This is a genomic window from Rhodanobacter lycopersici, assembly GCF_040812335.1.
Taxonomy (GTDB): domain Bacteria; phylum Pseudomonadota; class Gammaproteobacteria; order Xanthomonadales; family Rhodanobacteraceae; genus Rhodanobacter_A; species Rhodanobacter_A lycopersici.
Window position 1 is genome coordinate 874,016 of record NZ_JBFOHK010000002.1, and the last position, 21,486, is coordinate 895,501.

General features: G+C 62.8%; 17 protein-coding genes and 3 pseudogenes. 13 read left to right on the forward strand and 7 right to left on the reverse strand.

Features of this window, described 5'->3' with window-relative positions; genetic code table 11:
* Nucleotides 1–29: 29 nt before the first annotated feature.
* Both recQ and ABQJ54_RS10760 read left to right on the forward strand, forming a co-directional pair.
* Nucleotides 30–1,844, forward strand: coding sequence for a DNA helicase RecQ (gene recQ, locus ABQJ54_RS10755; RefSeq protein ID WP_367854286.1), 1,815 nt, complete (start codon nt 30–32; stop codon nt 1,842–1,844).
* Between the two features lie 79 nt (nt 1,845–1,923).
* Nucleotides 1,924–3,624, forward strand: a complete 1,701-nt coding sequence (locus ABQJ54_RS10760; RefSeq protein WP_367854287.1) for a cation:proton antiporter domain-containing protein — start codon at nt 1,924–1,926, stop codon at nt 3,622–3,624.
* Nucleotides 3,625–3,635: 11 nt separating this feature from the next.
* On the opposite strand, the gene ABQJ54_RS10765 is transcribed toward ABQJ54_RS10760, so the two are convergent.
* Entirely contained in the window at nt 3,636–3,893 is a 258-nt protein-coding gene (locus tag ABQJ54_RS10765; RefSeq protein WP_367854288.1) for a hypothetical protein, read from the reverse strand.
* A gap of 534 nt (nt 3,894–4,427) precedes the next feature.
* Between ABQJ54_RS10765 and ABQJ54_RS10770 the strand changes: the two genes are divergently transcribed.
* Complete coding sequence (locus tag ABQJ54_RS10770) at nt 4,428–5,978, forward strand: MASE1 domain-containing protein (protein WP_367854289.1); 1,551 nt, start codon at nt 4,428–4,430, stop codon at nt 5,976–5,978.
* Nucleotides 5,979–5,998: 20 nt separating this feature from the next.
* Here the strand turns inward: ABQJ54_RS10770 and ABQJ54_RS10775 are convergent, their stop codons facing one another.
* Nucleotides 5,999–6,463, reverse strand: coding sequence for a hypothetical protein (locus ABQJ54_RS10775; RefSeq protein ID WP_367854290.1), 465 nt, complete (start codon nt 6,461–6,463; stop codon nt 5,999–6,001).
* Nucleotides 6,464–6,890: 427 nt separating this feature from the next.
* Between ABQJ54_RS10775 and ABQJ54_RS10780 the strand changes: the two genes are divergently transcribed.
* From ABQJ54_RS10780 to ABQJ54_RS10800, 5 genes are all read left to right on the forward strand, one after another.
* Nucleotides 6,891–8,273 (forward strand): tyrosine-type recombinase/integrase, encoded by a 1,383-nt coding sequence (locus tag ABQJ54_RS10780; protein ID WP_367854291.1) that lies wholly within the window; start codon nt 6,891–6,893, stop codon nt 8,271–8,273.
* A gap of 39 nt (nt 8,274–8,312) precedes the next feature.
* Complete coding sequence (locus ABQJ54_RS10785; protein ID WP_367854292.1) at nt 8,313–8,639, forward strand: type II toxin-antitoxin system RelE/ParE family toxin; 327 nt, start codon at nt 8,313–8,315, stop codon at nt 8,637–8,639.
* Nucleotides 8,605–8,955, forward strand: coding sequence for an addiction module antidote protein (locus ABQJ54_RS10790; protein WP_367854431.1), 351 nt, complete (start codon nt 8,605–8,607; stop codon nt 8,953–8,955). Before ABQJ54_RS10785 ends, ABQJ54_RS10790 begins: the two co-directional genes overlap by 35 nt.
* Entirely contained in the window at nt 8,952–9,161 is a 210-nt protein-coding gene (locus tag ABQJ54_RS10795; RefSeq protein ID WP_367854293.1) for a helix-turn-helix domain-containing protein, read from the forward strand. Before ABQJ54_RS10790 ends, ABQJ54_RS10795 begins: the two co-directional genes overlap by 4 nt.
* Nucleotides 9,162–9,400: 239 nt before the next feature.
* Nucleotides 9,401–10,978, forward strand: a complete 1,578-nt coding sequence (locus ABQJ54_RS10800) for a PAS domain-containing sensor histidine kinase (RefSeq protein WP_367854294.1) — start codon at nt 9,401–9,403, stop codon at nt 10,976–10,978.
* On the opposite strand, the gene ABQJ54_RS10805 is transcribed toward ABQJ54_RS10800, so the two are convergent.
* Genes ABQJ54_RS10805 through ABQJ54_RS10815 form a run of 3 tightly spaced genes read right to left on the reverse strand, consistent with a single transcriptional unit; the run spans nt 10,962 to nt 13,220 of the window.
* A complete protein-coding gene (locus ABQJ54_RS10805; RefSeq protein ID WP_367854295.1) occupies nt 10,962–12,662 on the reverse strand; it encodes a GspE/PulE family protein in 1,701 nt (566 codons plus the stop codon). The two genes, ABQJ54_RS10800 and ABQJ54_RS10805, sit on opposite strands and share 17 nt — an antisense overlap.
* Entirely contained in the window at nt 12,655–12,819 is a 165-nt protein-coding gene (locus tag ABQJ54_RS10810) for a hypothetical protein (RefSeq protein ID WP_367854296.1), read from the reverse strand. Before ABQJ54_RS10810 ends, ABQJ54_RS10805 begins: the two co-directional genes overlap by 8 nt.
* Nucleotides 12,820–12,830: 11 nt before the next feature.
* Nucleotides 12,831–13,220: a response regulator transcription factor gene (locus ABQJ54_RS10815; RefSeq protein WP_367854297.1), complete on the reverse strand. Its 390-nt coding sequence runs from the start codon at nt 13,218–13,220 to the stop codon at nt 12,831–12,833.
* Between the two features lie 192 nt (nt 13,221–13,412).
* Here ABQJ54_RS10815 and ABQJ54_RS10820 point away from each other — a divergent pair, with 192 nt between their 5' ends.
* The 4 genes and pseudogenes from ABQJ54_RS10820 to ABQJ54_RS10835 all read left to right on the forward strand — a co-directional run.
* Nucleotides 13,413–14,576 carry a type IV pilin protein gene (locus tag ABQJ54_RS10820; RefSeq protein WP_367854298.1) on the forward strand — a complete coding sequence of 388 codons (1,164 nt, stop codon included), beginning with the start codon at nt 13,413–13,415 and terminating at the stop codon, nt 14,574–14,576.
* The gene (locus ABQJ54_RS10825) at nt 14,573–14,986 is read left to right on the forward strand and encodes a hypothetical protein (protein ID WP_367854299.1); all 414 of its coding nucleotides are present in this window, start codon (nt 14,573–14,575) and stop codon (nt 14,984–14,986) included. Before ABQJ54_RS10820 ends, ABQJ54_RS10825 begins: the two co-directional genes overlap by 4 nt.
* Nucleotides 14,987–15,051: 65 nt before the next feature.
* Nucleotides 15,052–15,231 (forward strand): annotated as a pseudogene (locus tag ABQJ54_RS10830) (transposase); the annotation flags it as partial.
* A 95-nt stretch (nt 15,232–15,326) separates the two neighbouring features.
* Nucleotides 15,327–16,017: pseudogene (locus ABQJ54_RS10835) on the forward strand (IS1595 family transposase); the annotation flags it as partial.
* 13 nt (nt 16,018–16,030) lie between these two features.
* Here ABQJ54_RS10835 and ABQJ54_RS10840 read toward each other — a convergent pair.
* Nucleotides 16,031–16,477 (reverse strand): annotated as a pseudogene (locus ABQJ54_RS10840) (transposase); the annotation flags it as partial.
* 251 nt (nt 16,478–16,728) lie between these two features.
* Between ABQJ54_RS10840 and ABQJ54_RS10845 the strand changes: the two are divergent.
* Nucleotides 16,729–17,931, forward strand: a complete 1,203-nt coding sequence (locus ABQJ54_RS10845) for a glycoside hydrolase family 27 protein (RefSeq protein WP_367854300.1) — start codon at nt 16,729–16,731, stop codon at nt 17,929–17,931.
* Between the two features lie 347 nt (nt 17,932–18,278).
* Here the strand turns inward: ABQJ54_RS10845 and ABQJ54_RS10850 are convergent, their stop codons facing one another.
* The gene (locus tag ABQJ54_RS10850) at nt 18,279–21,449 is read right to left on the reverse strand and encodes a TonB-dependent receptor (protein WP_367854301.1); all 3,171 of its coding nucleotides are present in this window, start codon (nt 21,447–21,449) and stop codon (nt 18,279–18,281) included.
* Nucleotides 21,450–21,486: the final 37 nt, after the last annotated feature.

Consider the following 21,486-nt stretch of genomic DNA (forward strand, 5'->3'; position numbering starts at 1 on the left):
TGCGGCGCCGGTTTGCTAGGATGCGTGCGATGATTTCCAGCGCGCTCGACATCCTCCACAGCGTTTTCGGCTACCCCGCTTTCCGCGGCCAGCAGCAGGCCATCGTCGAGCACGTGGCCGAAGGCGGCGACGCGCTGGTGCTGATGCCCACCGGCGGCGGCAAGTCGCTGTGCTACCAGATTCCGGCGCTGCTGCGGCAGGGCACCGGCATCGTGGTGTCGCCGCTGATCGCGCTGATGCAGGACCAGGTGGATGCGCTGCGCACGGCGGGCGTGGCGGCGGCGTACCTCAATTCCAGCCTCGATGCGCAGGCGCAGCGCGAGGTGGAGCGGCAATTGCTGGCGGGCGAGCTGAACCTGCTCTACGTGGCGCCGGAGCGCCTGCTCACCGGGCGTTTCCTCGGTCTGCTCGAACAGACGGAAATCGCGCTGTTCGCCATCGACGAGGCGCACTGCGTGTCGCAGTGGGGCCACGACTTCCGCCCCGAGTACCGCGAACTCACCATCCTGCACGAGCGCTTTCCGCAGGTGCCGCGCATTGCGCTCACCGCCACCGCCGACCCGCGTACGCGCGAGGAGATCGTGGAGCGCCTCGCGCTGGGCAATGCGCGCCAGTTCGTCTCCAGCTTCGACCGGCCGAACATCGGCTACCGCGTGATGCTGAAGCACAACCCGCGCACGCAGCTGATGCAGTTCCTCGACGGCCATCGCGGCGAGGCCGGCATCGTCTACGCGCTCAGCCGCAAGAAGGTGGACGACACCGCCGCGTGGCTGGCCGAGGCCGGCATCGAGGCCTTGCCGTACCACGCCGGCCTCGACGCGGCCACGCGCGCGAGGAACCAGCAGCGCTTCCTGCGCGAGGACGCCGTGGTGATGGTGGCCACGGTCGCGTTCGGCATGGGCATCGACAAGCCCGACGTGCGTTTCGTGGCGCACCTCGACCTGCCGCGCAGCATGGAAGGCTATTACCAGGAGACCGGCCGCGGCGGCCGCGACGGCCTGCCCGCCGAGGCATGGATGATCTACGGCCTCGCCGACGTGGTGACGATGAGCCAGATGATCGCGCAGTCCGAATCGGCGGACGAGCGCAAGCGCATCGAGCGGCAGAAGCTGGAATCGCTGCTGGCCTACGCCGAGGCCACGCGCTGCCGGCGCGAATTGCTGCTGGGCGCGTTCGGCGAGGACTACCACGGCCCCTGCGGCCATTGCGACAACTGCGTCGAGCCGCCGAAGACTTGGGACGCCACGGTGCCTGCGCAGAAAGCGTTGTCGGCGGTGTACCGCAGCGGCCAGCGCTTCGGTGCCGGCCACGTCATCGACATCCTGCGCGGCATCGACAACGAGCGGATGAGCCAGCTCGACCACGACAAGCTCAGCACCTTCGGCATCGGCGCCGACATGGACGAGAAGGGTTGGCGCTCGGTGTTCCGCCAGTTGCTCGCCGCCGGCCTGCTCGCCACCGATGCGGAAGGCTACGGCACGCTTCGGCTCACCGCGGCCAGCCGCGACGTGCTGCTGGGCAAGCGGGAGGTGCACCTGCGCGAGGATGCCAAACCGGTACGTTCCGCGCGCCGTCGGCGCGACAGCCAGCTGGTCACCGGTGCCAACCTCGGCATCGAGGCCTACGAGCAGCCGCTGTGGGATGCGCTGCGCGCGTTGCGCACCCAGCTCGCGCGTCAGCAGGGCGTGCCGCCCTACGTGGTGTTCCATGACGCCACGCTGCTGGCGATGCTGCGCGCGATGCCCGCGAACGAGGACGAACTGGCCCAGGTCAGCGGCGTGGGCGCGGCCAAGCTGCAGCGTTACGGGCGCGATTTCCTCGCGGTGATCAACGCGGCCGAGTGAGTTGCGGCGGCGGCGCGCTTGTGCCCGTCGCCGGATCTGCTTACAACGGAAGTCGTTGCGCGCCTGCCAAGGACTCTCCATGCACGAAGCCCCGCTCATCGCCACCCTCGTCAGCGGCATCGTGCTGGCCTTCGTGTTCGCCGCGCTGGCGCATCGGCTGAAGTTGCCCGCGCTGGCCGGCTACCTGCTGGCCGGCGTGGTGGTGGGGCCCTTCACGCCGGGCTACGTGGCGGACGGCCACATCGCGCACGAGCTGGCCGAGGTCGGCGTGGTCCTGCTGATGTTCGGCGTGGGCCTGCACTTCTCGCTGAAGGACTTGCTGTCGGTGAAGTCCATCGCGATCCCCGGCGCACTGGGGCAGATGGCGGTGGCCACCGTGCTGGGCGTGTTGCTGGGCTGGGCGCTGGGCTGGCCGTTCGCACAGGGCTTCGTATTCGGCCTGGCGCTGTCGGTGGCCAGCACCGTGGTGCTGCTGCGTGCGATGGAAGAGCGCCGGCTGATGGAGACCGAGCGTGGCCGCATCGCGGTGGGCTGGCTGATCGTCGAGGACCTGGCGATGGTGCTGGCGCTGGTGCTGCTGCCCGCGGTGGGTGGCGCGCTGGCCGCGGGGCAGGGTATCTCGTTCGCCGCGCTGGCCGGCACCGTAGGCCTGGCGATCGGCAAGGTGGCGCTGTTCGTGGCGCTGATGCTGCTGGTTGGCAAGCGGCTGATCCCGTGGATCCTGGCGCGGGTGGCGATCAGCGGTTCGCGCGAACTGTTCCGCCTCGCGGTGCTGGCGATCGCGCTGGGCGTGGCGTTCGGCGTGGCCGGGGTGTTCGGCGTGTCGTTCGAGCTGGGCGCGTTCTTCGCCGGCATGATGATGGGCGAGTCGAAGCTGGCGCATGACGCGGCGGAGGAAACATTGCCGTTGCGCGACGCCTTCGCGGTGCTGTTCTTCGTCTCGATCGGCATGCTGTTCAACTACCGCGTGGTGCTCACCGAGCCGCTGGTGGTGCTGGCGGCGCTGGCGATCATCGTGCTGGGCAAGTCGCTGGCGGCACTGCTCATCGTGCTGGCCTCGCGGCGGCCGCTGCGCACCGCGCTCACCATCGCGGTGAGCCTGGCGCAGATCGGCGAGTTCTCCTTCATCCTGATCGGCGTGGGCGTGGCCCAGCAGATGGTGTCGAAGGAAGCGCAGGACGTGCTGCTGGCCGCGGCGATCGTGTCGATCCTGCTCAATCCGCTGCTGTTCAAGCTGTTCGACCGTGCCAAGCCGTGGCTGGACGCGCGCGAGGCGAGGCAGGCCGCCGCGGATGCCGTGGTCGCCTTGCCCGACGAGCCGTCGCCCGAGCGGGCCGATGACCTGGCCGGCCACGTGGTGGTGGTGGGTTATGGCCGGGTGGGGCACCTGCTGTGCGACGAGCTGCTGCGCCAGGGCAGCACCCTGCTGGTGATGGAAATGGAGGCCGAGCGCGTCGACGAGCTGCGTGCGCAGGGCATCCGCACGGTGTCCGGCCATGCCGCGCGCGACGAAGCGCTGGCCGCCGCCAATCTCGGTGCCGCCAGGGCGCTGCTGGTGACCGCACCGGATGCGTTCGAGGCCGGCGAGATCGTGCGCGTGGCGCGCCAGCTCAATCCACGCTTGCCGATCTACGTCCGCGCCGGTTCGGGCGCCGCCGCCGTCCATCTGCGCGATCAGGGCGCCAACCTGGTGGTGTCGGGCGAGCACGAGATGGCGCGCGGCATGCTCGATCGCTTGGCCGTGGACGGAGCTGGGGCGACGCCGGCAACGGCTGCCTGAGCCGGGGCGGTTCAGCCGACCAGCAGCCAGTCCCCGTCGTTGACGCAAGCCTGCGCCAGTCGTGCCGGCGGTCCTGCCAGATAACGCCAATGCTCCAGCGTCAGCGGCAGGCGGGCACGCGGGCAGCTCGCGTGCAAGTACGCCAGCGCAGCAGTCGCGTCGTCATGCCGTGCCAGTTCGCAATCCTCCAGCAGGCTGCGCCAGCGTCGTCCGTGCCGCACGATGCGGAACAGGCCGAACTTCGAGGGAGTGACGTACTGCGCCGGCATGGCCGCGGTCCTTGGAGGGGATGCGTGCAGTCTGGTCCGCATGCGTGGCTCGCCGATGATCCGCGGGTGGCGGCGCGATGACAGGGCGAGCGCCGTGAAACCTCCTTCGTCGGGCGCCTGAATTCGAAATTGGTGCGTTCTTTGCATGAGATATGGCTTGGGGCCGCCCTCAAGTGGAAGCAGCCGGCTCAAGCCTTGCAGGAGGTGCTCTCCAGAGCACAGATTTGATCGTGCGAAGCGATAAGCTCGGCCACATGAGGAGGCTTGGCCGATACCTGGTCGGACAGTTTCTTTTCCATGATCGGGCGGGTTGGCCGCGATGCATTGTCCGATGCCGTGCCCGGGGTCGTTCAGGGACTGGCAAGCTTCGCAATCCGGTTCTATGCTTCCTAGGGCACAGATGTCTGACAACGAGTTTGCGCAACTTTTACAGTGGGACGGTGTGATCTAGTCTTTGGCTTGGGATCAGGGATCGAGTCTGGGGGCGCCATGCGTGTTGGGTCATGGGTGGGGGCCATGTTGCGGCAGGCTTTGGTGGCCATTGTCTACCTGGCTGCGCTGTTCCTGTTTCGCGCGGTGTCCATCCAGCACTGGTTCATCCTGACCGGTTTCCACCTTGCGGCATTGCTGCTCGTGCCGTACCGCTACTGGCCGGCGCTCTTCATCGCGGACACGGCCTACCTGGCCTATGTCAGCTACGACCATCTTGACCAATTCGGCCTGTCCTGGGCCGTGCTCAACACGATTCCGTCGCTCGCCTACGAGGCTCCCGTGGTGTGGTGGTTCCGCGAGCGCTGGCAGCTGTTTCCGACCCGTGGAACGGTCAACATGCCGATCTTCGTGCTGTGTGTGTTGATCATCGCCATCATTTCGACGGCTGAAACCATCGTGGAACTGCAGTTTGCAACGCTTCCACCCGGCTACGTCATCCACTACAGCGAAGCGACTGCTCGCCTGATGCTCGGCAATTTCATGGGCGTGCTCACGGTGGCGCCGGTTACGCTGGTGGTCTACCAGAGTCTTGTGACCGGGAATCTTCAGTGGCGGCGCTGGTTCCGAACGCTGCTGGAAAGCCGTTTCCTGGCGGAGAGTGCGCTGGGAGTGTTCCCGCTCATCGCGTTCCTGGTATGGCTGGGCACACACAACCCCCAGGTTCGTACCATGGTGCAGATGGCCATGTTCCTGCCGGTCGTCTTCATGGCCTTCCGTTATGGTTGGCAGGGAGCGGCGGTAGCCGGCACCCTGGCCAGCCTGGGTGTCGTGACGTTGATGCCCGCCACCGACGATCCCGTCACCATGCAGGCCGAGACCCTGGTGGCCATGGCCGTTTCGACCATGCTGCTGGTGGGCGCGCGCATGAGCACCCTGACCCGGCGGGTCGAACAGGAACGCTTCGATTCGCGCATGGCCATGGCCCTGGCGCATCGCAATGTGGCCTTGGGCGAGGCTCAGCTGCAGATCACGGCGCAGGCTCTGGAACAGTTTCGCAGTCTGTCCCATGATGTTTTCAGCCTAATGCTTCGAAGGGAGCGCCAGGTGCTGCATGCGGTGGACGACACGGGTTATCGCCGGCACGTCGAGAGCGCCCAGGAACAGCTTTTCCTGCTGACCGACAGTCTGGATCCCTCCATGCTGCGCGAGCGCGGCCTGCCGGGAGCCTTGGCCCAGGGAGCCCTGGCCCGGATTCTCCATGAGGCAGGCATCAAATATTGGTGCGACCTGCGCGGGACGCTGGGTGTCCTTCCGCAGAGCATGAACCTGGCCGTTTACCGCGTGGTATGCGAGGCCATCGCGGAGGCCTGCCTGAAGCACGAGCCGTCGGATGTCCTGGTGAAAGTCCGTTGCGGCGCCCGGGGCCGTGCCTGGGTGGTGGTGGCGATCGAGGCCCGGTGGGACCTGGCGCGATCACGGCACGTGGACTGGATGGCCTTGCGGCAGCGCCTCCGGATCAGCACCACGGGACTGGGGCGCAAGGCCATCGAGGACCGTGCCGCCACCTTTGACGGTCAGGCGCGCGAACGTGCCATCCGCGACGGTTGGCGGCTGCTGGTCTCGTTCCTGGAGCCAAACCATCCCCGCGTCTGACGCGGGGATGGTTGCGCGCCTCACTGGCCGGTAATTCCCTTCATGCTGCAGTCGATCGGGTCCGTGCAGGGCTGGGCGGCTGCGGCGTTGAGGCGCATGGTGCCATCGTTCAGCGGCGTGGCCGTCACCGTCGTGGTGCCGTCGTTGTAGACCGTGGCGGCAGCGGCGACGGGAGTGGCGCTCGTGGACGCGCTGGCCGGCTGGCTGGGTGTGACGACCTGCTGGGCATAGCGCCCGATCGGCAGCGTGATGAACTGGCCGCCGGCGGTGCCGACGCTGCCGAGCACGTTGCCATTGATATCGTTGACCTGGATGTATTCGACGCCACCCATGGCAAACACGTACACATGGAAGTTCGGATTGGTGCTGACGTCACTTGCGTTCGGCCATGACTGACCGAGACCGGTGGCTGGCGTGGCTGCCAAAGCGGCCCCGGTGGCGACGGCGATCGATGCTGCGAAAACTGCACGAGTCAACAAGCGCATGATGTTCCCCTTGATTGGTGTGAGGGCAATGCCTGCCCGGCCGAAAATCTACCATCCCCGAAAACAGGCAACCGCAAAACGAAGAGGGCATCCGTGCTTGCCGTCACGCTTCGGCGAAGATTTTCCCTTGTGGCTGGTCTGCGCCGTGTGCGCCGGACCGCGCATGGCAGAAAGGGCAGCGACCTTGTGAGTCGCTGCCCTTTGGCGTACTGCGTCTATTCGATGGTGGCCGGGGACGGAATCGAACCGCCTACACGGGGATTTTCAATCCCCTTTTTTGTATCCAGGGCTGTCCAATGATGGTCACTATAGGGGACTTATAAGACATAAATCATTGTTTTATCGTTCATGCCTGTCTATCCTAATCCAAGGCTAGCCAGAGACAAACGGTCACCAAACGGTCACCAGAATGGCAAGGGGATAAGGCATGGGCATTAGTTCCGATCTATTGACCGTACGCGGCATCGCTGCGATGAAGCCCGGCGAATCAGCTGCTGATCCGGCAGCCCGGGGAGCTGGTCGCCTGGAGGTTCGCAAGCTCGCCAGCGGCGAGCTCACCTGGTATTACCGATACACCGCGCCCGGTGGTGATCGTGTGCGCCTGCCTTTGGGGGCAGGCCTGCCGCTGGCTGATGCACGTAAGGCGGCCGCCGACCTCTCCAAGCGCTACCAGAGCGGAGAGCGTGACTTGCGCGGTGCACTGGAGGATGAACAGAGGCGGGCGGAGCAGGCGAGGCGTGCAGCAGAAAAGGCTGCTGCAGCGCAGCTGGAGCGTGCCGGAGCGACGCTTGGGTCGCTGCTGGCGGCATACGCTGAACACCTTAAGGCGGCGGGTAAGCCGTCATGGCGTGAGGTGGAGACGTCTGTAGAGCGGAACATCACCAAGCCCTATCCAAAGATCGCGGCGCTTCTTGCCGATGAAGTGACGGTCGACGATGTGATGCCGGTTTTTCATCGGCTAGCCAAGGCAGGGAAGTTGCGTGCGGCGGAGAAGCTGCGTGCTCACCTGCGCGCTACCTATACAGCGGCACGGCGTGCCCGCAACGACGCGACCATGCATGCTTTCAGCGGATTCAGGATCACCAGCAATCCATTGGTGGACCTTGAGGTGACACGCCCCAAGGAGGCCGTGGAGAAGGCCATCCATGCCGCCAAGGAACGCAAGTGGGCCTTGACCGAAGAGCAATTGCGTCATTACTGGCGGCGCATCTGCGCGCTTCCGGAGCCGGACAGCGCGCTACTGCGCTTCCACCTGTTGACCGGTGGACAGCGTGTTGAGCAATTAGGCCGATTGACCAAGCACGATTACGACCCTGACCGCCAGACCGTCACGCTGCTGGATACGAAGGGGCGACGCAAAGTGGCTTATGAGCATGTCGTGCCGTTGATCCCGGACGCAGTGAAGGCGATGGTAGCCATGCGTGGAGATTTGGGTGACTGCCTTTTCACTATCACCCAAGGTGCGCAGCCGGCGGGCTACCACAACGTCTGGGAGCGCGTGCAGGCAGTGGCTTCGGCAATGGTGGCGGAAGGTGAGATTGACCGTGAATTCTCTCCGGGCACTATCCGCAAGACCGTGGAAACCCGGCTACAGGCTGCAGGCGGTTCACGTGAAATGCGCGGACATCTGTTGTCGCATGGCCTCGGAGGCGTGCAGGCGCGACACTATGAGGCGCACGAATACGACGAGGAAAAACGGCAGGCTTTACTCGGACTCCGTCGATCACTCGACCCGCAGGCGAAGAAGATTGCATCGAAGGGCAAGGTTGGCACCGTGACCGCGATCAAACACCGGCGCGGCGCGAAGTGACGGCTTGTGTTCATTTTGAAGTGTAGCTTTTAGGCTACTATGTCGAACATAGAGATTCGTCAATACCAGACTGCGGACGGGCACATCCCGTTTGCCGAGTGGCTGGCCGCGTTGCGCGACCGCCGCGCCAATCAAGCCATCGCGGCTCGCATCCTGCGGATGCAGGCCGGCAACCGGGGAGATTGGAAAGCGGTCGGGGGCGGTGTGTTCGAGTTGCGCATAGATACTGGCTCCGGATATCGCGTGTATTGCGGACAGGATGGCGCAACGCTGGTGCTGCTGTTGTGCGCGGGCGACAAGCGCACTCAACCGAAGGACATTGAACGTGCCCATGACTACTGGAAAGACTACCAAGCACGCCGCTAGTGTTGCTTTCGACGCGGCAAGCCTGCTGGCGCCCGACGATCTGCCCGGCTTTCTTGCCGAGGTCATGCATGATGGCGACACGCACGCGCTACCGCTGGCGCTACGCACGGCTGCCGACGTGCTGGGTATGACCGAATTGGCACGGCGCACTGGCCTTAGCCGCGAATCGTTGTACCGCACGCTTTCGGACAAGGGCAATCCACGTCTGGACACGCTGTCCGCGATCCTGTCCGCGTTCGGTCTGCGCTTGTCTGTAGCGCCGGCAGCGGCGAAGCCGAAGACACGCCGCGCTTCGCATGCGGCACACGCAGCATGAAAACCGACCGTTACAACCCGGTTCCTTTTGACGTGGGTGCCACGCACAAAAGGTGGATGAAGCGTCCGGGTTATGCGGCGGCCTATGAGGCACTCGCCGATGGGTTCGCCGCATTGGGCGAACTGCTGCGTGCGCGCCAGCATGCAGGCATGACACAGGCCGACGTAGCCGAGAGCATGGGTGTTGCACAAAGCGTGGCGCAATGACATGACTGGCTAGGTTGCGATAATTCTTCGTGGCCTGTCGGTAGTCCTCAGTATCGAGGTGCTTTCCATGCTTCTTGCTCATCGAAGTGTTCTAGCACCTCTGCCCTGAGGGGGAGGTGCGCACACCAAGCGGGCATGGACCGGCACATCGAAGCATCCAGCGCTGACACTCGAGAACGTTGCTTATAAGCTGTACTGTCGCCTGATGTGGTCTGCTGCGAGCGCGAGTGAAAACAGCCATGAATCGTGGCCCCTCACGATTCAGCTTCATTCTTTTCCGAATTCACGCCGGACAGGTTATGAATATCCCAGCTGCCAAATTGACCGACATCACGTTCCATCTGATGGTCGAGTCGTCTCCCAGCGCCGTACTCCTTGTCAACAATGACGGTCGGATCGCCTACGTCAATCGGCAGAGCGAAATACTCTTTGGCTACAGTGGGCCAGAGCTGATTGGCCAGTTCGTTGAAATGCTGATACCTGAGCGGTATCGCGCGGGGCATCCGGCGTTACGCACCGGTTATGGCAAGGCCCCCACGCTGCGAGCGATGGGGGCGGGAAGAGAACTTTTTGCATTGCACAAGGACGGCTCCGAGTTCCCTGTCGAAATCGGACTGAACCCCCTGGTTCTCGTCGATGGCATCTGGGTGCTGGCGACTGTCGTGGATATCAGCGAGCGCAAGCACAGCGAAGACCGGTTTCGCCAGGTGGTCCAATCGGCCCCCAATGCGATGCTGCTCATCGACCGCAAGGGGCTCATTACGCTCGCGAACCGGCAGGCCGCCGTCCTCTTTGGCTATACGGAACATGAGTTGGTGGGGGCGCAGATGGAAATGCTGATCCCAGAACGATTCCGACCACAGCATGGCGGCCTGCGCGACGGTTTCTTTGCCCACCCGCAGACGCGCTACATGGGTTCAGGGCAGGATCTGGTTGGACTGCGTAAGGACGGTACCGAAATGCCCATCGAGGTGGGCTTGAACCCCATCCATACTAAAGACGATCTGATGGTCCTCGCTTCGATCGTGGACATTTCCGAACGCAAGGCCCAGGAAGAGTTGAGGGCAAAAAAGGAAGCGGCGGAAGCGGCTTACAGGGCCAAGGGCGAGTTGCTGGCGATCGCAAGCCATGACCTCAAAAATCCCCTGTCGTCCATTGCCGGACTTGCCCAGATCATGCTCGACATGAAAATGGGCGAGCCGGGGGCCTCAGAACAGGACATCGAGTTCCTGAAGAGCATTCACGAGGCTTCCAGCCACATGTTCGAGGTGGTCAAGGGCATTCTGAACAATGAAGGGCTTGAGCAACAAGGGCTGACGATCACCGGGAAAAACGTCGACCTCAGTGCGCTAGCCACCGACCTTGCGCAATTTGCATGCCCCTCGGCGGCGCGAAAGAGCATTGAACTGGTCGCCGTGATTACCCCTAACATCGGCTTCCTAGGGGACAAAACCCGCTTGCGTGAAGCCTTCGACAACTACATCAGCAATGCCATCAAGTATTCCCCGTCGGGTAAAACCATTACGGTATCGCTCACTTTTAGCGCCGATGGCCGTTGGATCGAGTTTGGGGTGCGTGATCAGGGACCCGGGCTCACTGACGAGGACAAGTCCAAGCTGTTCGGCAAGTTCAAGAAGCTAAGCGCCCGACCCACTGGCGGGGAATCCTCCACCGGTTTGGGCTTGTCGATCGTGAAGGCCATCATCGAGCTGCATGGCGGCCACGTCGGCTGCGACAGCACGCCAGGGCAAGGCGCGTATTTCTGGGCCCAACTGCCCGTGCTGGCAGCGGGTCCCCCGGCTATTCCTGTGGCCTGACGACCGTCGTTACGCGGTCCACTTCGTCCAGCGTGGTCAGACCCTGCAGAACCTTCAATATCCCGTCGTAACGCATGGACGTGAAGCCATGCCGCACGGCCTCCCGCGTGATCTCCGTGATGGAGGCACGCCTGGTGATCATGTCGCGTATATCATCGGTCATCACGAAGATTTCATGGATCGCTATTCGGCCGGCATACCCCGAATTCCTGCAGGCTTCGCATCCACGCCCGCGATAAAAATGTACTTCTTCGTTGTTCCAATCCTTAAATAGGGCGTTGAGCAGTTCCGACGACGGTGCATATTTCTCTTTGCAGTGCTTGCAGATCCTTCGCACCAACCGTTGCGCCATCACCCCGATGACAGACGGAGCCACCATGTACGGATCCAGGCCGATATCCATCAGACGGGTGATCGCCTGGAACGAGTTGTTGGTGTGCAGGGTGGTCATGACCAGATGCCCCGTCAGAGCCGCCTGGGAAGCGATGTGAGCCGTCTCCAGATCACGGATCTCACCAACCAGCACCACCTCGGGATCTTGTCGCAGAATGGCTCGCAGCGCCTTGGCGAAATCCAGCTCGACAGCCGAGTTCACCTGAATCTGCGATAGCCCATCGATGCGCAGTTCGACGGGATCCTCCACCGTGACGATATTGACGTCAGGCGTGTTCAAGCTGGACAGGGCCGAATAGAGTGTCGTCGTCTTGCCTGATCCGGTAGGACCCGTGACATACAGAACGCCATGCGGAACCTTGATCAAATCATCCAGCAGTTTACGGTTGCGCCTCGAGAGACCCAGTTCGTCCAGTGACTTCACTATCTGATCTGACGAGCCGATGGCACGAAGCACCGCCTTTTCGCCAAACGTTGTCGGCACTGTCGATAACCGGAAATCGTAGCTCCGGTCTTTCAATTCGAGAGTGACACGGCCATCCTGCGGTTTGCGCTTTTCGACGACATTGAGACTGGACAGCACCTTCAGGCGCACAAGGACGGGCTCTTTCAAGGCCTGGCTGAGGGTCAATAGGGTTCGCAATTGGCCATCGATACGAAACCGGACCGCGAGGAATTTGGCCGTCGGTTGTATGTGGATATCGCTGGCGTTGTTTTTTATGCAGTAGAGCAGCAAACCCCGCACCAGATTCACCACGCCGGCGGAGGATGCGAACAGCTTCAATTGTTCTGGAGTGATCTCATCCGGACGCTTGACTTGATCCGATAGTTCATCGCACATCCGTTGCAGTTCGCCCGCATTCCCATACTGGATCTCAATGCAGTTCGCAATTTCCTGAGGGAAGGCGAACACAGGGCTAACCGGGCCGCCGACTAGTTTGGCAAGCGATGCTATCGCTGCCGCATCCTCCGGATGTGGCGTGGCGTAGGTCAGTACATTGCCCAGGTAGTAGATGGGTACGCACTGCAGTTTGAGGGCCATGTCGCGAACAATCCGGTCCAGTGCCTCCGGCTGGAACAGGGTTTTCGCCAGCGGCACATAGGCCTTGCCAATACTCGTGCCGTACAGGTGCCCCAGAAGTTCACGGTCCTCTGGCAGGGAAAGCGAGCTGTAGAGGCCCGAGGCAATCTCAAAATCCCTGCTACCGTAACGCTGCGGCAGCTCCTCGATTTCCGATTCATGGATGACGCCATGCTCCGCCAAACCTTGAACGAAGTCGGACCTAGCCATGAGGGTCTCGCTTCTTTCTGTTCTTGATGAGATCCTGAATCTCAGACTGTTTGACAGGAGCCTGCGGCTTCTCTCTGGCCTCGGCTTCGATTTCCCGCAGCATTCGCTGCAGCTCGAACCGATCATCCAACTCATCCTGTACTGGCTTGTCGCTCATGTGGGCGCGGCCTATAAGGTCAGGTGCTCTTTCCACACCTCGGAAAGCAGCTCCCGCATTTCCGCCGGGGGCGTGTCCTTCCGGATGTAGTGCGATGCGCCCTCGTCAAGGCTGCCCTGGATCGTGGCGAGATCCGACATGGACGTCAGCATGACGACCACGGCATGAGGGTCGAATGCGATGATTTCGCGCAAGGCCGCCCGACCATCCTTGCCCGGCATATTGATGTCGAGAAGCACCACGTCCGGGCGAGCCTCCTTGTAAAAGGTCACCGCCTGTTCGCCATTCTCTGCCTCGGCGACAACCTCGCAATTCAAGGGGATGAGGACGGCCTTCAGGAGTTGCCGTACGTGCTTCGCGTCATCCGCCAGCAGAACCCTTGCTTTCCTTGATTCAGACATCAATGCACCTGACGGTCATTGGGCAAGATTCGAATGGATACTGCATCGCTGGAGCCAATTCATCAAGGGGAATGAGCATGTCGAGCAGTATCACGTGGTTTTGAGATTCGGAGGGCTATCGTACGCTTCGCCATTGACGAATGTGCAAGGTGGCCTATAACGTCTCAACCACGCACAAGGCATGGGTCTTTCATGTTGCGCCCCTCTCCACGGTCCACCCGTGCAACTCTTGGGCGGCGACGCTCATGGGGGTTTACGTTGCTTGAGCTGATGATGGTCGTCGCCATCGTGGCTATTCTGGCGACCTTGGCGGTCAGCACCTATCGGGTTTACATACTGAAAGCCGAAGCGGTGCAGGCGCTGGTGAATTACGGCCATCTGCGAACCGTCATCTCCGTGAAGACATACGCGGACCAGATGACGAACCTGCAGGAAAACAGCGCACCAGGTGCGGTGCCGCCCGCCCTGATCGGTTCCATGGCAGCGCAGGAATTCAACGGCCCGGATGGCGTGACCTTTCAACTCATCCGCGCACCGGCAGGCACCTTTGCTTCCTATCCGTCGGAAGACACCTACGCACTCGTTGCCACCGCCAACAATCCAGCCGCTGTTCTTCGACTGCGTGTACTCCGTACCGTGCTGCCGCAGGCGGACGGTGACAAGATCTGGGTGCTGGCCTCCGCTGACGCGAGTAGCGCACAACTGATTTACCCTGTCGAAGTCGGACCGGGAGGCGCCTTGCAGGACGCCGTAGGCACGAGTGACGAAGGCTCGACGGTTAGCGACACATCTGCCATAAGCGGCGGGTCTACGAGCGTCTCGGCAGGCTCCAACTCTGGTGCAACCACCGGGTCAACCGGCACATCGACTGGCTCCGTAGGCACCGGTGGCACATCGACAGGCTCCAATTCCAGCCCTGCCGGCGCAACCTCGAGCGCAAGCAGCGGTACTTCCCTCGGTAGCGGTACGTCAGGGAGTGGCAGCCAAACAGCCAACACGAACAATCCAACGTCGCCTGCAGCTGGAAGCTCTACCATCACCGGCAGCGGTGCGATCAACGGCAATACTTGGACCGCCTCCGCACAGATATGTCCCGCCAGTACGAGCGGCGGCCCGCTGACCGGCCAGACCAACACATCCGTGATCTTCCAGGTGGTTACCCAGTACGCCAGTTTCCAGGTAAACCAGGCGATCAGTCCTACGACCGGCTGTACGAGTTACAGCTATGGGGGGTTGCCGCTTAGCTCCGATGCTCAGATAAGCGTCGTACAAGTTGTGGACTATAACCCGCCCAACAGCGGTGGCACCTCCACGCTCTGGGATGGCGCTAAGCCCACATTGACCATAACGCCATGACCGATTCGATCCAAAGTGAATGGGACAAACTGGTGAAACAGAGCCGAAAGGCTCCTGGCCAGCCCCCTGTAGAGCCGATACCCAAGCCGCCTGGCAAACGGCGCGGCAAATGGGGACTGCCGGTGTTGTTCATTTTTAGCTTGGCGGCACTTGTGCTGCATTTTCAGGGAACACTCGATCCGTGGCCCGCTAAACCTACACAGGATGAGATCGAGAACGGGCAAAAGGCCTCGTTGCTAGTGGTATCAAAAGCTATCCATGATTACGCTGCATTCCATGGAAAATACCCTCAACGGATTGCCGAAGTGCTGCCCCTCACCCTCAATGTCGACTATCGGTTGACGCCTGATGGTTTTGAACTGAAGACGCTCAGTGCCGATGGCGTGCCCATCGTACTTCGAGGGAAATAAGATTGGACTGTTGCCGGTTTCACGGACACCGAGTTTAGGTGTGATGATGAAGCCGGAGGTGGTTCATGGCGACAAGACGGACATTCAGTGGTGAGCTCAAGCGCGAGGCTGTGCGGCTGGTCAAGGAGCGCGGCGTAACGGTTGCCCAGGCGGCACGCGATCTGGATCTGCGCGAGAACGTGCTGCGCAAATGGGTGCGGAAGCTGAGGGGCGATCCGGAGCATGCGTTCTCCGATCAAGGCCAGACCTGATTAGCGACGACGCTCAGCCAGCCATCGCGTGATGTGAGACATGCGCGGCGCAGCCTTGGAGCCATGTTACGAGGCGGAGAGACGTCATGGCCATGCACCTGCTGACCGTCAGCAAGACCAATATGTCGGCGCTGGAGCTAGCGGCATCTGGGCGTGTGCTACGACACCGCGTGGAAGCTCAAGCACAAGATCATGCAGGTCATGACCGAGCGCGAGGAACCGCGCCAGCTCGCGGGTTTCGTGCAGGTCGACGACGCCTATCTCGGCGGCGAGCGCAACGGCGGCAAGCCGGGGCGCGGCTCGGAGAACAAACAACCGTTCGTGGTGGCCGTGGCTACGGATGAAACACTGGAGCATCCCACCTTTGCCGTCATCGAGCCCGTGCGCAGTTTCGACAACGCCTCGCTCACCGACTGAGCCCAACGCCGTCTGGCACCCGACGCCGAGGTCTTCAGCGACGGACTGGGCTGTTTCCGCTGCGTCATCGAGTTGGATCATGCGCACACCGTGCTGGAGACCGAAGGCGGTCGCGCCGCGACCGAGGTCAAGGGCGCGCGCTGGGTCAACGTGGTGCTCGGCAACGTCAAACGGGCGATCAGCGGCTGCTACCACGCCATGCGTCAGGCCAAGTACGCCCGGCGCTATCTGGCCGAGGCCGCCTACCGCTTCAACCGTCGGTTTCGTCTTGCCGACCTGCTGCCGCGACTGGCGCGGGCCATGACCCTGTGCAAGCCTTGGCCTGAGCCGAAATTGCGCGCCGTCGACAACTTTCATGGCTGAGCGTCGTCGCTAATCAGGAGGCCGGATGGATGCATTGCAGGCTGGTGCGGGGTCTGCGCTCGCAGCTCTTGCATAGGCGTCTGCGTGCTTCTCCAGTCAAGCGAAGGAACGTTCCACTACCCAGCGCCGTGGCATGACCTTGAAGGTGTGCAACCCGCTGCGCTTGCGATCCGCACCGTGACGTGTTCGCCCAGACCTCCCTTACACCTTGGACGAAGGGTTGCTCCACATGGCCGCTGTCGACCAGTACGCCTTGGCCTTGCGGCGCTCGAACGCCTGCAAGGTGCCCCTGCGATCCGTCACCTCCGCCGTGGTCGTGGGCGATGGCGTGCTACAAGCTGCGCCCCTGTCTCGCGCGGGCCGTGCCAACCCGATTTTTGCGTGCCTGCTCCAGCAGGCTCACGCCGCCCTTGTCCTCTTCGCTCCAGATCTGGAAGTGCACATGCACCGTGCGCCACTTTTTCATGGGCCCTTGAACAGGCTTCAGGTGCGCTGCACCTGCACGCCAGCTGCGCGGCTGGCGACTTGGAGGCTCGGGACGATTGCCGTCATCACTTGGCCTGCTACATTGCGCGCTTCGTCGGTGAGTTTGCGATGACGGTCACCACAAGGTACAGCGGTACCTGATGCACCAGACGATGGAGCAGGAGTCACGCGCTGCGGATGCTTGCCCCTCGATCAATCACCATGCAACCGGGAAACAATCAAGTGATGCGCAAGCGCCAACGTTCGATGTTCCGCCGACTGGGATTGTCCTGCCTGCTGATCTGGCCGCTGTTCGCGATGGCGGCCACGGCGAATAATGCTGCGCCGACGCCGCCGATGGGCTGGAACAGCTGGAATCACTTCGGCGCCAAGGTCACTGCGGACGATGTGCGTCATGCCGCCGACGAACTGGTCGCCAGCGGCATGGCTGCGGCCGGTTATCGCTACGTCATCATCGACGATGGCTGGCAGGGTAGTCGCGACGCGAACGGCGTGCTGCATCCCAACGCCAAGTTTCCCGATATGAAGGCATTGGCCGACTACGTGCATGGCAAGGGGCTGAAGTTCGGTATCTACTCTTCGCCAGGCGAACACACCTGTGGTGGTTTCACCGGCAGCTACGGCCACGAGGCACAGGACGCCAAGACGTTCGCCGGGTGGGGGGTCGACTACCTGAAGTACGACCTGTGCAGCTTCCGCACGCGCCTGAAGGGCAAGTCACTGGCCGATCAGACCGCGATGATGCAGGCGGCCTACCGCAAGATGCATGAAGCCCTTGAGGCCACCGGCCGACCGGTGGTCTATGCACTGTGCAGCTACGGATGGGGCCGCGTGTGGGAGTGGGGTGCCGAGGTGGGCGCCAACCTGTGGCGCAGCACCATCGACATCGAGCCGGGCTACCAGAGCATGATGTTCAACGCACAGGCCCAGCAAGGACTGGAGCGCTGGGCCGGCCCCGGTCACTGGAATGATCCGGACATGCTGGAGATCGGCAACCAAGGCATGGATAACCCCGACATGGAACGCACCCACATGAGCTTGTGGGCACTGCTGGCCGCGCCGCTGATCGCAGGCAACGACCTTGCCGCCATGAGCGGCGACACTCGATCGGTGTTGACCAATCCCGAGGTGCTGGCAGTAGACCAGGATTCGCGTGGCGCGCAGGGTCGACGTGTGTGGCAGGAGGGGCCAGTGCAGTTGTGGGCAAAACCGCTGGCCGACGGCACATTGGCGGTGGGCCTGGTCAACACGTTGGACCATCCGCTGGATGCCACGTTGGACTTCAAGGCACTTGGCTTGGCCGGTGCGGTACCGGCGCGCGATCTGTGGCAGCGGCGCGATCTCGGCCTGATCGATGCCACGCATACCTTCGACGTGCCAGCCTTCGGCGTGGTGCTGCTGAAAATGGGGAAATCCGCTACGCACTAAACGCGGGCTACGTGGCTCACCCTTACCACGTAGCTCTTAACCGTCACCGATCTTGCCGGTTCGGGTGCAGCCTGCGCTTGCCGCAATGCGCCAGGCGGTCCTCTTTCGATGCGTATTCTGGACGCAGGCCAGACTGCCTGGAAAGCCGCCCAGGCTGGCGATGTTGATGCCGCGTGCAGCCCCCCGGAAAGAATGGCGGGCGAACACCAACCTGCCGCACGAACAAAAAAACGCCCCGGCAGAGCCGGAGCGCGGGGAAAAGCTCAATCTGAGAGGGGTTAGTCTCTGTTCGCCCGATCCGGGTGCGCCACCGTCAATGGTGATACAAGGGGCGAAGAGGACGTCACTTACCAGTCGTATTTGACGCTGAGCTGGCCGTAGCGCGGTGCTTCAATGCCCACCGGCAACTTGTAGCTGGTGTTCGGCGAAGCCGTCGATCCATAGCCGTCGCTGTAAGCCGTCACAGCCTGCTCATTGAACACGTTGAAGATCTGCAGCTGGATGGTCAGGTGTTTGCCAGCCCATGCCGGGATGTAGTTCAGCGCCAAGTTGAGCTGGTGGGTCCACGGCGTGTTGCCCGCATCCCCCGGACGCGACGGCTGGCCATCGCACCACTGGTACCCGCCATAGCCGATCGGGTCGGTCTGGTTCGGGCCGTAGAGGCCCGAACAGCTGAACGGCGCGCCCGACTGGATGATGTACATGCCGCTGAGCAGCCATTCCGGCGTGATCGCATAGGTGCCGTAGCCCTTCAGCGTGTGCTTGTGCATGTTCGGCAGGTCGCCGTTGGCGTACTCCATCACCTCGGGATAGTCCCAGGCCACGGAGATCGAGCCGGACTGGTGGCCGCCGGACGCGGCCGAAGCGTTGGAGATCTGGCCGGCCGCCGAGTTGGCCGGGCCTTCCGTGGTGCCGTAGCTGCGGGCGAACACGTAGTCGATCTTGGCCATCCACTTGCCGTCCCACGGATGCTCCAGCGACTCTTCCAGGCTGTAGTAGTGGCGGAACGCTGCCGGGAAGCCGACCAGGCCGTCGTTGGGGTTGCCCACGGCGGTGGCCGGGTTCCAGGTGTAGGTGCCGTACTTGGTGCAGGTGGGGTTGAGCGCGCCGTTGTCCGCCAAACAGTAGCGCAGGGTGTTGCTGCGGCCCGGGTTGACCAGCACATCCGTCTCCGCGGGGTAGATCAGCGGATTCATGTCGGCATTGGCGGGCAGCTGGATCGCGCCGGTGTCGTCCACGATGTCGTTCATCTTCGACCAGGTCGCCTGCGAGGTCCACACCAGCGACTGGCCGAACGCATTGAACAGTTTCTGGAAGCCCAGTACGTACTCGTCCTGGTACATCGGCTTCAGGTTGGTCGCGGCGATGACCTTGGGGTCCTTCGCGATGCCGGTTTCGCCGTCAGGCGAGTACGCCGTACTCGTCGGGATCTGGGTCAGGCCCTGCGGGATGCCGTTCGCATCGATGGATGTATAGGTATAGAACTGCTCGAGGTAGGCATTGTCGCCCGCCATGCGCGTCCCCAGGCCCGAGGGCAGGGCGAGGTAGTAGCGTCCCGCATTGCCGTACAGCTTGGCGCTGCTGTCGCCGAAGATGTCCCAGCTGAAGCCGATGCGCGGCGCCCACTGCGGCTTGGTCATCCGGATATAGGGCTGCATGTCCGGGTTGTAGTTGGTGAACTGGTCGTTGCGCAGGCCGAGGTTCAACATCAGGTTCGGCGTGACCTGCCAGTTGTCCTCGATGTACTGCGCCTTCTGCTCCACCGTGAACGAGGCCGTGCCGCCGTAGGTCAACTTGCCGACGTAGTAGCCCTGCGGGTTGCTGGTGGATACCACGCTGGGGACGCATACGCCTTGGCCGTTGCAAGCCAAGGTCGGCGAGGTAAGGTTCCCCTGCTTGCCATAACCCCAGAAGTAACCCGGGCCGGCGGTCACGGTACCGTCGTCGACGTCCGTGCTGCGCTGGTTGTCGATGCCGAACTTCAGGTCGTGGCTGCCCAGCTTCCAGTCCAGGTCGAGGCGGAAGTTGTTCGAGGTCGACTGGTGACCCGGGGAAGGCGTGGTGGTGGGATTGAGGTTGTAGTTGCCGTAGCCCGGGGCTGCCGGGTTCTGGCCGCCGATGGCACCCTGGCCACCCATGCCCGCCAGCGCCGGATCGAAACCGGGGTAAGGCAGCGACTGGTCGAAGTAGGTGCTCTTCATCTTGCCGCCCAGCACGCTCAGCGTGAGGTTGTCGGTGATGTACGAGGTGTACTTCAGGATGCCGATGTCGAACTTGCTCGAGTACAGCGGGTTGTTGACTTTCTCGTAACTGCCCACCGTGTTGGTGTTGTAGTTGTAGCTGTAAAGATTGTTCGCGGTGTCCTCGACCTTGCTCGAGGCATAGGTGGCCTCCAGCGTATTGCTGTCGTTGATGTTCCAGTCCAGCTTGCCGTAGAACTTCGGCGAAGACTGGCCATGCGAGTTCCAGGTCGTTTGGCCTGTCGAAGAGGCCAGGCCGGCGCTCGTGCTGTTGGCCTGCTCGGTCTCGGCGGTGAGGTAGAAGAACAGCGTGTCCTTGATCAGCGGGCCCGACACGTAGGCGTCGTAGACCTGGGACCAGGACTCGTTCTGCGAGCGCGGTTGCCGGAGGTCGCCATACTGCTGGCCCGTCTGGCTCGGCAGCGCGTTCGGGTTGGAATAGTAGTAGTTGACGTAACTGCTCTGCGCCCAGCTCGGCGCAAAGGTGGCGTAGACGCCGGCGTGGAATTCGTTGCCGCCGCGCTGGCCCACCTGGCTGATCACGCCGCCGGTGGAGCGGCCGTATTCGGCGCCGTAGCCGGAGGTGATGGTCTGCTGCTCGGCGATGGCGAAGTACGGCAGCGCGATGCCGCCCGCGTTGCCCACCGGGTCGGTGGTGTTGAAGCCGTTGATGTAGTACGCGTTCTCCACCACCGAATCGCCGCCAAAGGAGATCAGCGGGGTGCCGGCCGGGCCACTGCCGAGGCCGGCGTTACCTTGGGCCACGCCGGGCGCCAGCAGCGCGATGGATTCGGCATTCATCGCCAACGGCAAGGTCTTCAGATCCCTCGCGGTGATCACCGAGGTCTGGCGGGTGGAGGACACGTCGATCGCCGGGATCGAGTTGGCCGTGACCGTGACGCTGGAGAGGTTCTTCACGTTCTTGCCGGCTTCCGCAGCCGAGAACGGCACTTGGGCGCCACCGCTCACGCTTACCTGCACGTGGTCGTGCGAGGCGATCACGGCACCGTTCTGCACCAGCGACACAGTGTAGTCGCCTACCGGCAGGTTACCGGCACTGAAGTGGCCGGTGCTGTCGACCGGTACTTCACGGGTGAGCCCGGTCTGATTGTTGAGGACCCGGACCGTTTCGCCAGCGGATACCGGCGCGGTACCAAACACGGAGCCAGTCGTCGCCTGGGCGAATGCCTGCCCGGACAAGCCGGCCCCCATCGCGATGGCGGTGGCCAATACGGTGCGGCGGATGTACCGCGATGGTGCTTGCTGCTTGCTATTCATGTGATGTCTCCCCCCACAGCGAGAACTGTTGTCTGGT

Coding starts and splice junctions, on each gene's coding strand:
- ABQJ54_RS10785 (WP_367854292.1), top strand. CDS start 8,313: ATGTCGAACATAGAGATTCGTCAATACCAGACTGCGGACGGGCACATC.
- ABQJ54_RS10775 (WP_367854290.1), bottom strand. CDS start 6,463: ATGCGCTTGTTGACTCGTGCAGTTTTCGCAGCATCGATCGCCGTCGCC.
- recQ (WP_367854286.1), top strand. CDS start 30: ATGATTTCCAGCGCGCTCGACATCCTCCACAGCGTTTTCGGCTACCCC.
- ABQJ54_RS10795 (WP_367854293.1), top strand. CDS start 8,952: ATGAAAACCGACCGTTACAACCCGGTTCCTTTTGACGTGGGTGCCACG.
- ABQJ54_RS10815 (WP_367854297.1), bottom strand. CDS start 13,220: ATGTCTGAATCAAGGAAAGCAAGGGTTCTGCTGGCGGATGACGCGAAG.
- ABQJ54_RS10850 (WP_367854301.1), bottom strand. CDS start 21,449: ATGAATAGCAAGCAGCAAGCACCATCGCGGTACATCCGCCGCACCGTA.
- ABQJ54_RS10800 (WP_367854294.1), top strand. CDS start 9,401: ATGAATCGTGGCCCCTCACGATTCAGCTTCATTCTTTTCCGAATTCAC.
- ABQJ54_RS10765 (WP_367854288.1), bottom strand. CDS start 3,893: ATGCCGGCGCAGTACGTCACTCCCTCGAAGTTCGGCCTGTTCCGCATC.
- ABQJ54_RS10845 (WP_367854300.1), top strand. CDS start 16,729: ATGCGCAAGCGCCAACGTTCGATGTTCCGCCGACTGGGATTGTCCTGC.
- ABQJ54_RS10805 (WP_367854295.1), bottom strand. CDS start 12,662: ATGGCTAGGTCCGACTTCGTTCAAGGTTTGGCGGAGCATGGCGTCATC.
- ABQJ54_RS10820 (WP_367854298.1), top strand. CDS start 13,413: ATGTTGCGCCCCTCTCCACGGTCCACCCGTGCAACTCTTGGGCGGCGA.
- ABQJ54_RS10760 (WP_367854287.1), top strand. CDS start 1,924: ATGCACGAAGCCCCGCTCATCGCCACCCTCGTCAGCGGCATCGTGCTG.
- ABQJ54_RS10790 (WP_367854431.1), top strand. CDS start 8,605: ATGACTACTGGAAAGACTACCAAGCACGCCGCTAGTGTTGCTTTCGAC.
- ABQJ54_RS10825 (WP_367854299.1), top strand. CDS start 14,573: ATGACCGATTCGATCCAAAGTGAATGGGACAAACTGGTGAAACAGAGC.
- ABQJ54_RS10780 (WP_367854291.1), top strand. CDS start 6,891: ATGGGCATTAGTTCCGATCTATTGACCGTACGCGGCATCGCTGCGATG.
- ABQJ54_RS10810 (WP_367854296.1), bottom strand. CDS start 12,819: ATGAGCGACAAGCCAGTACAGGATGAGTTGGATGATCGGTTCGAGCTG.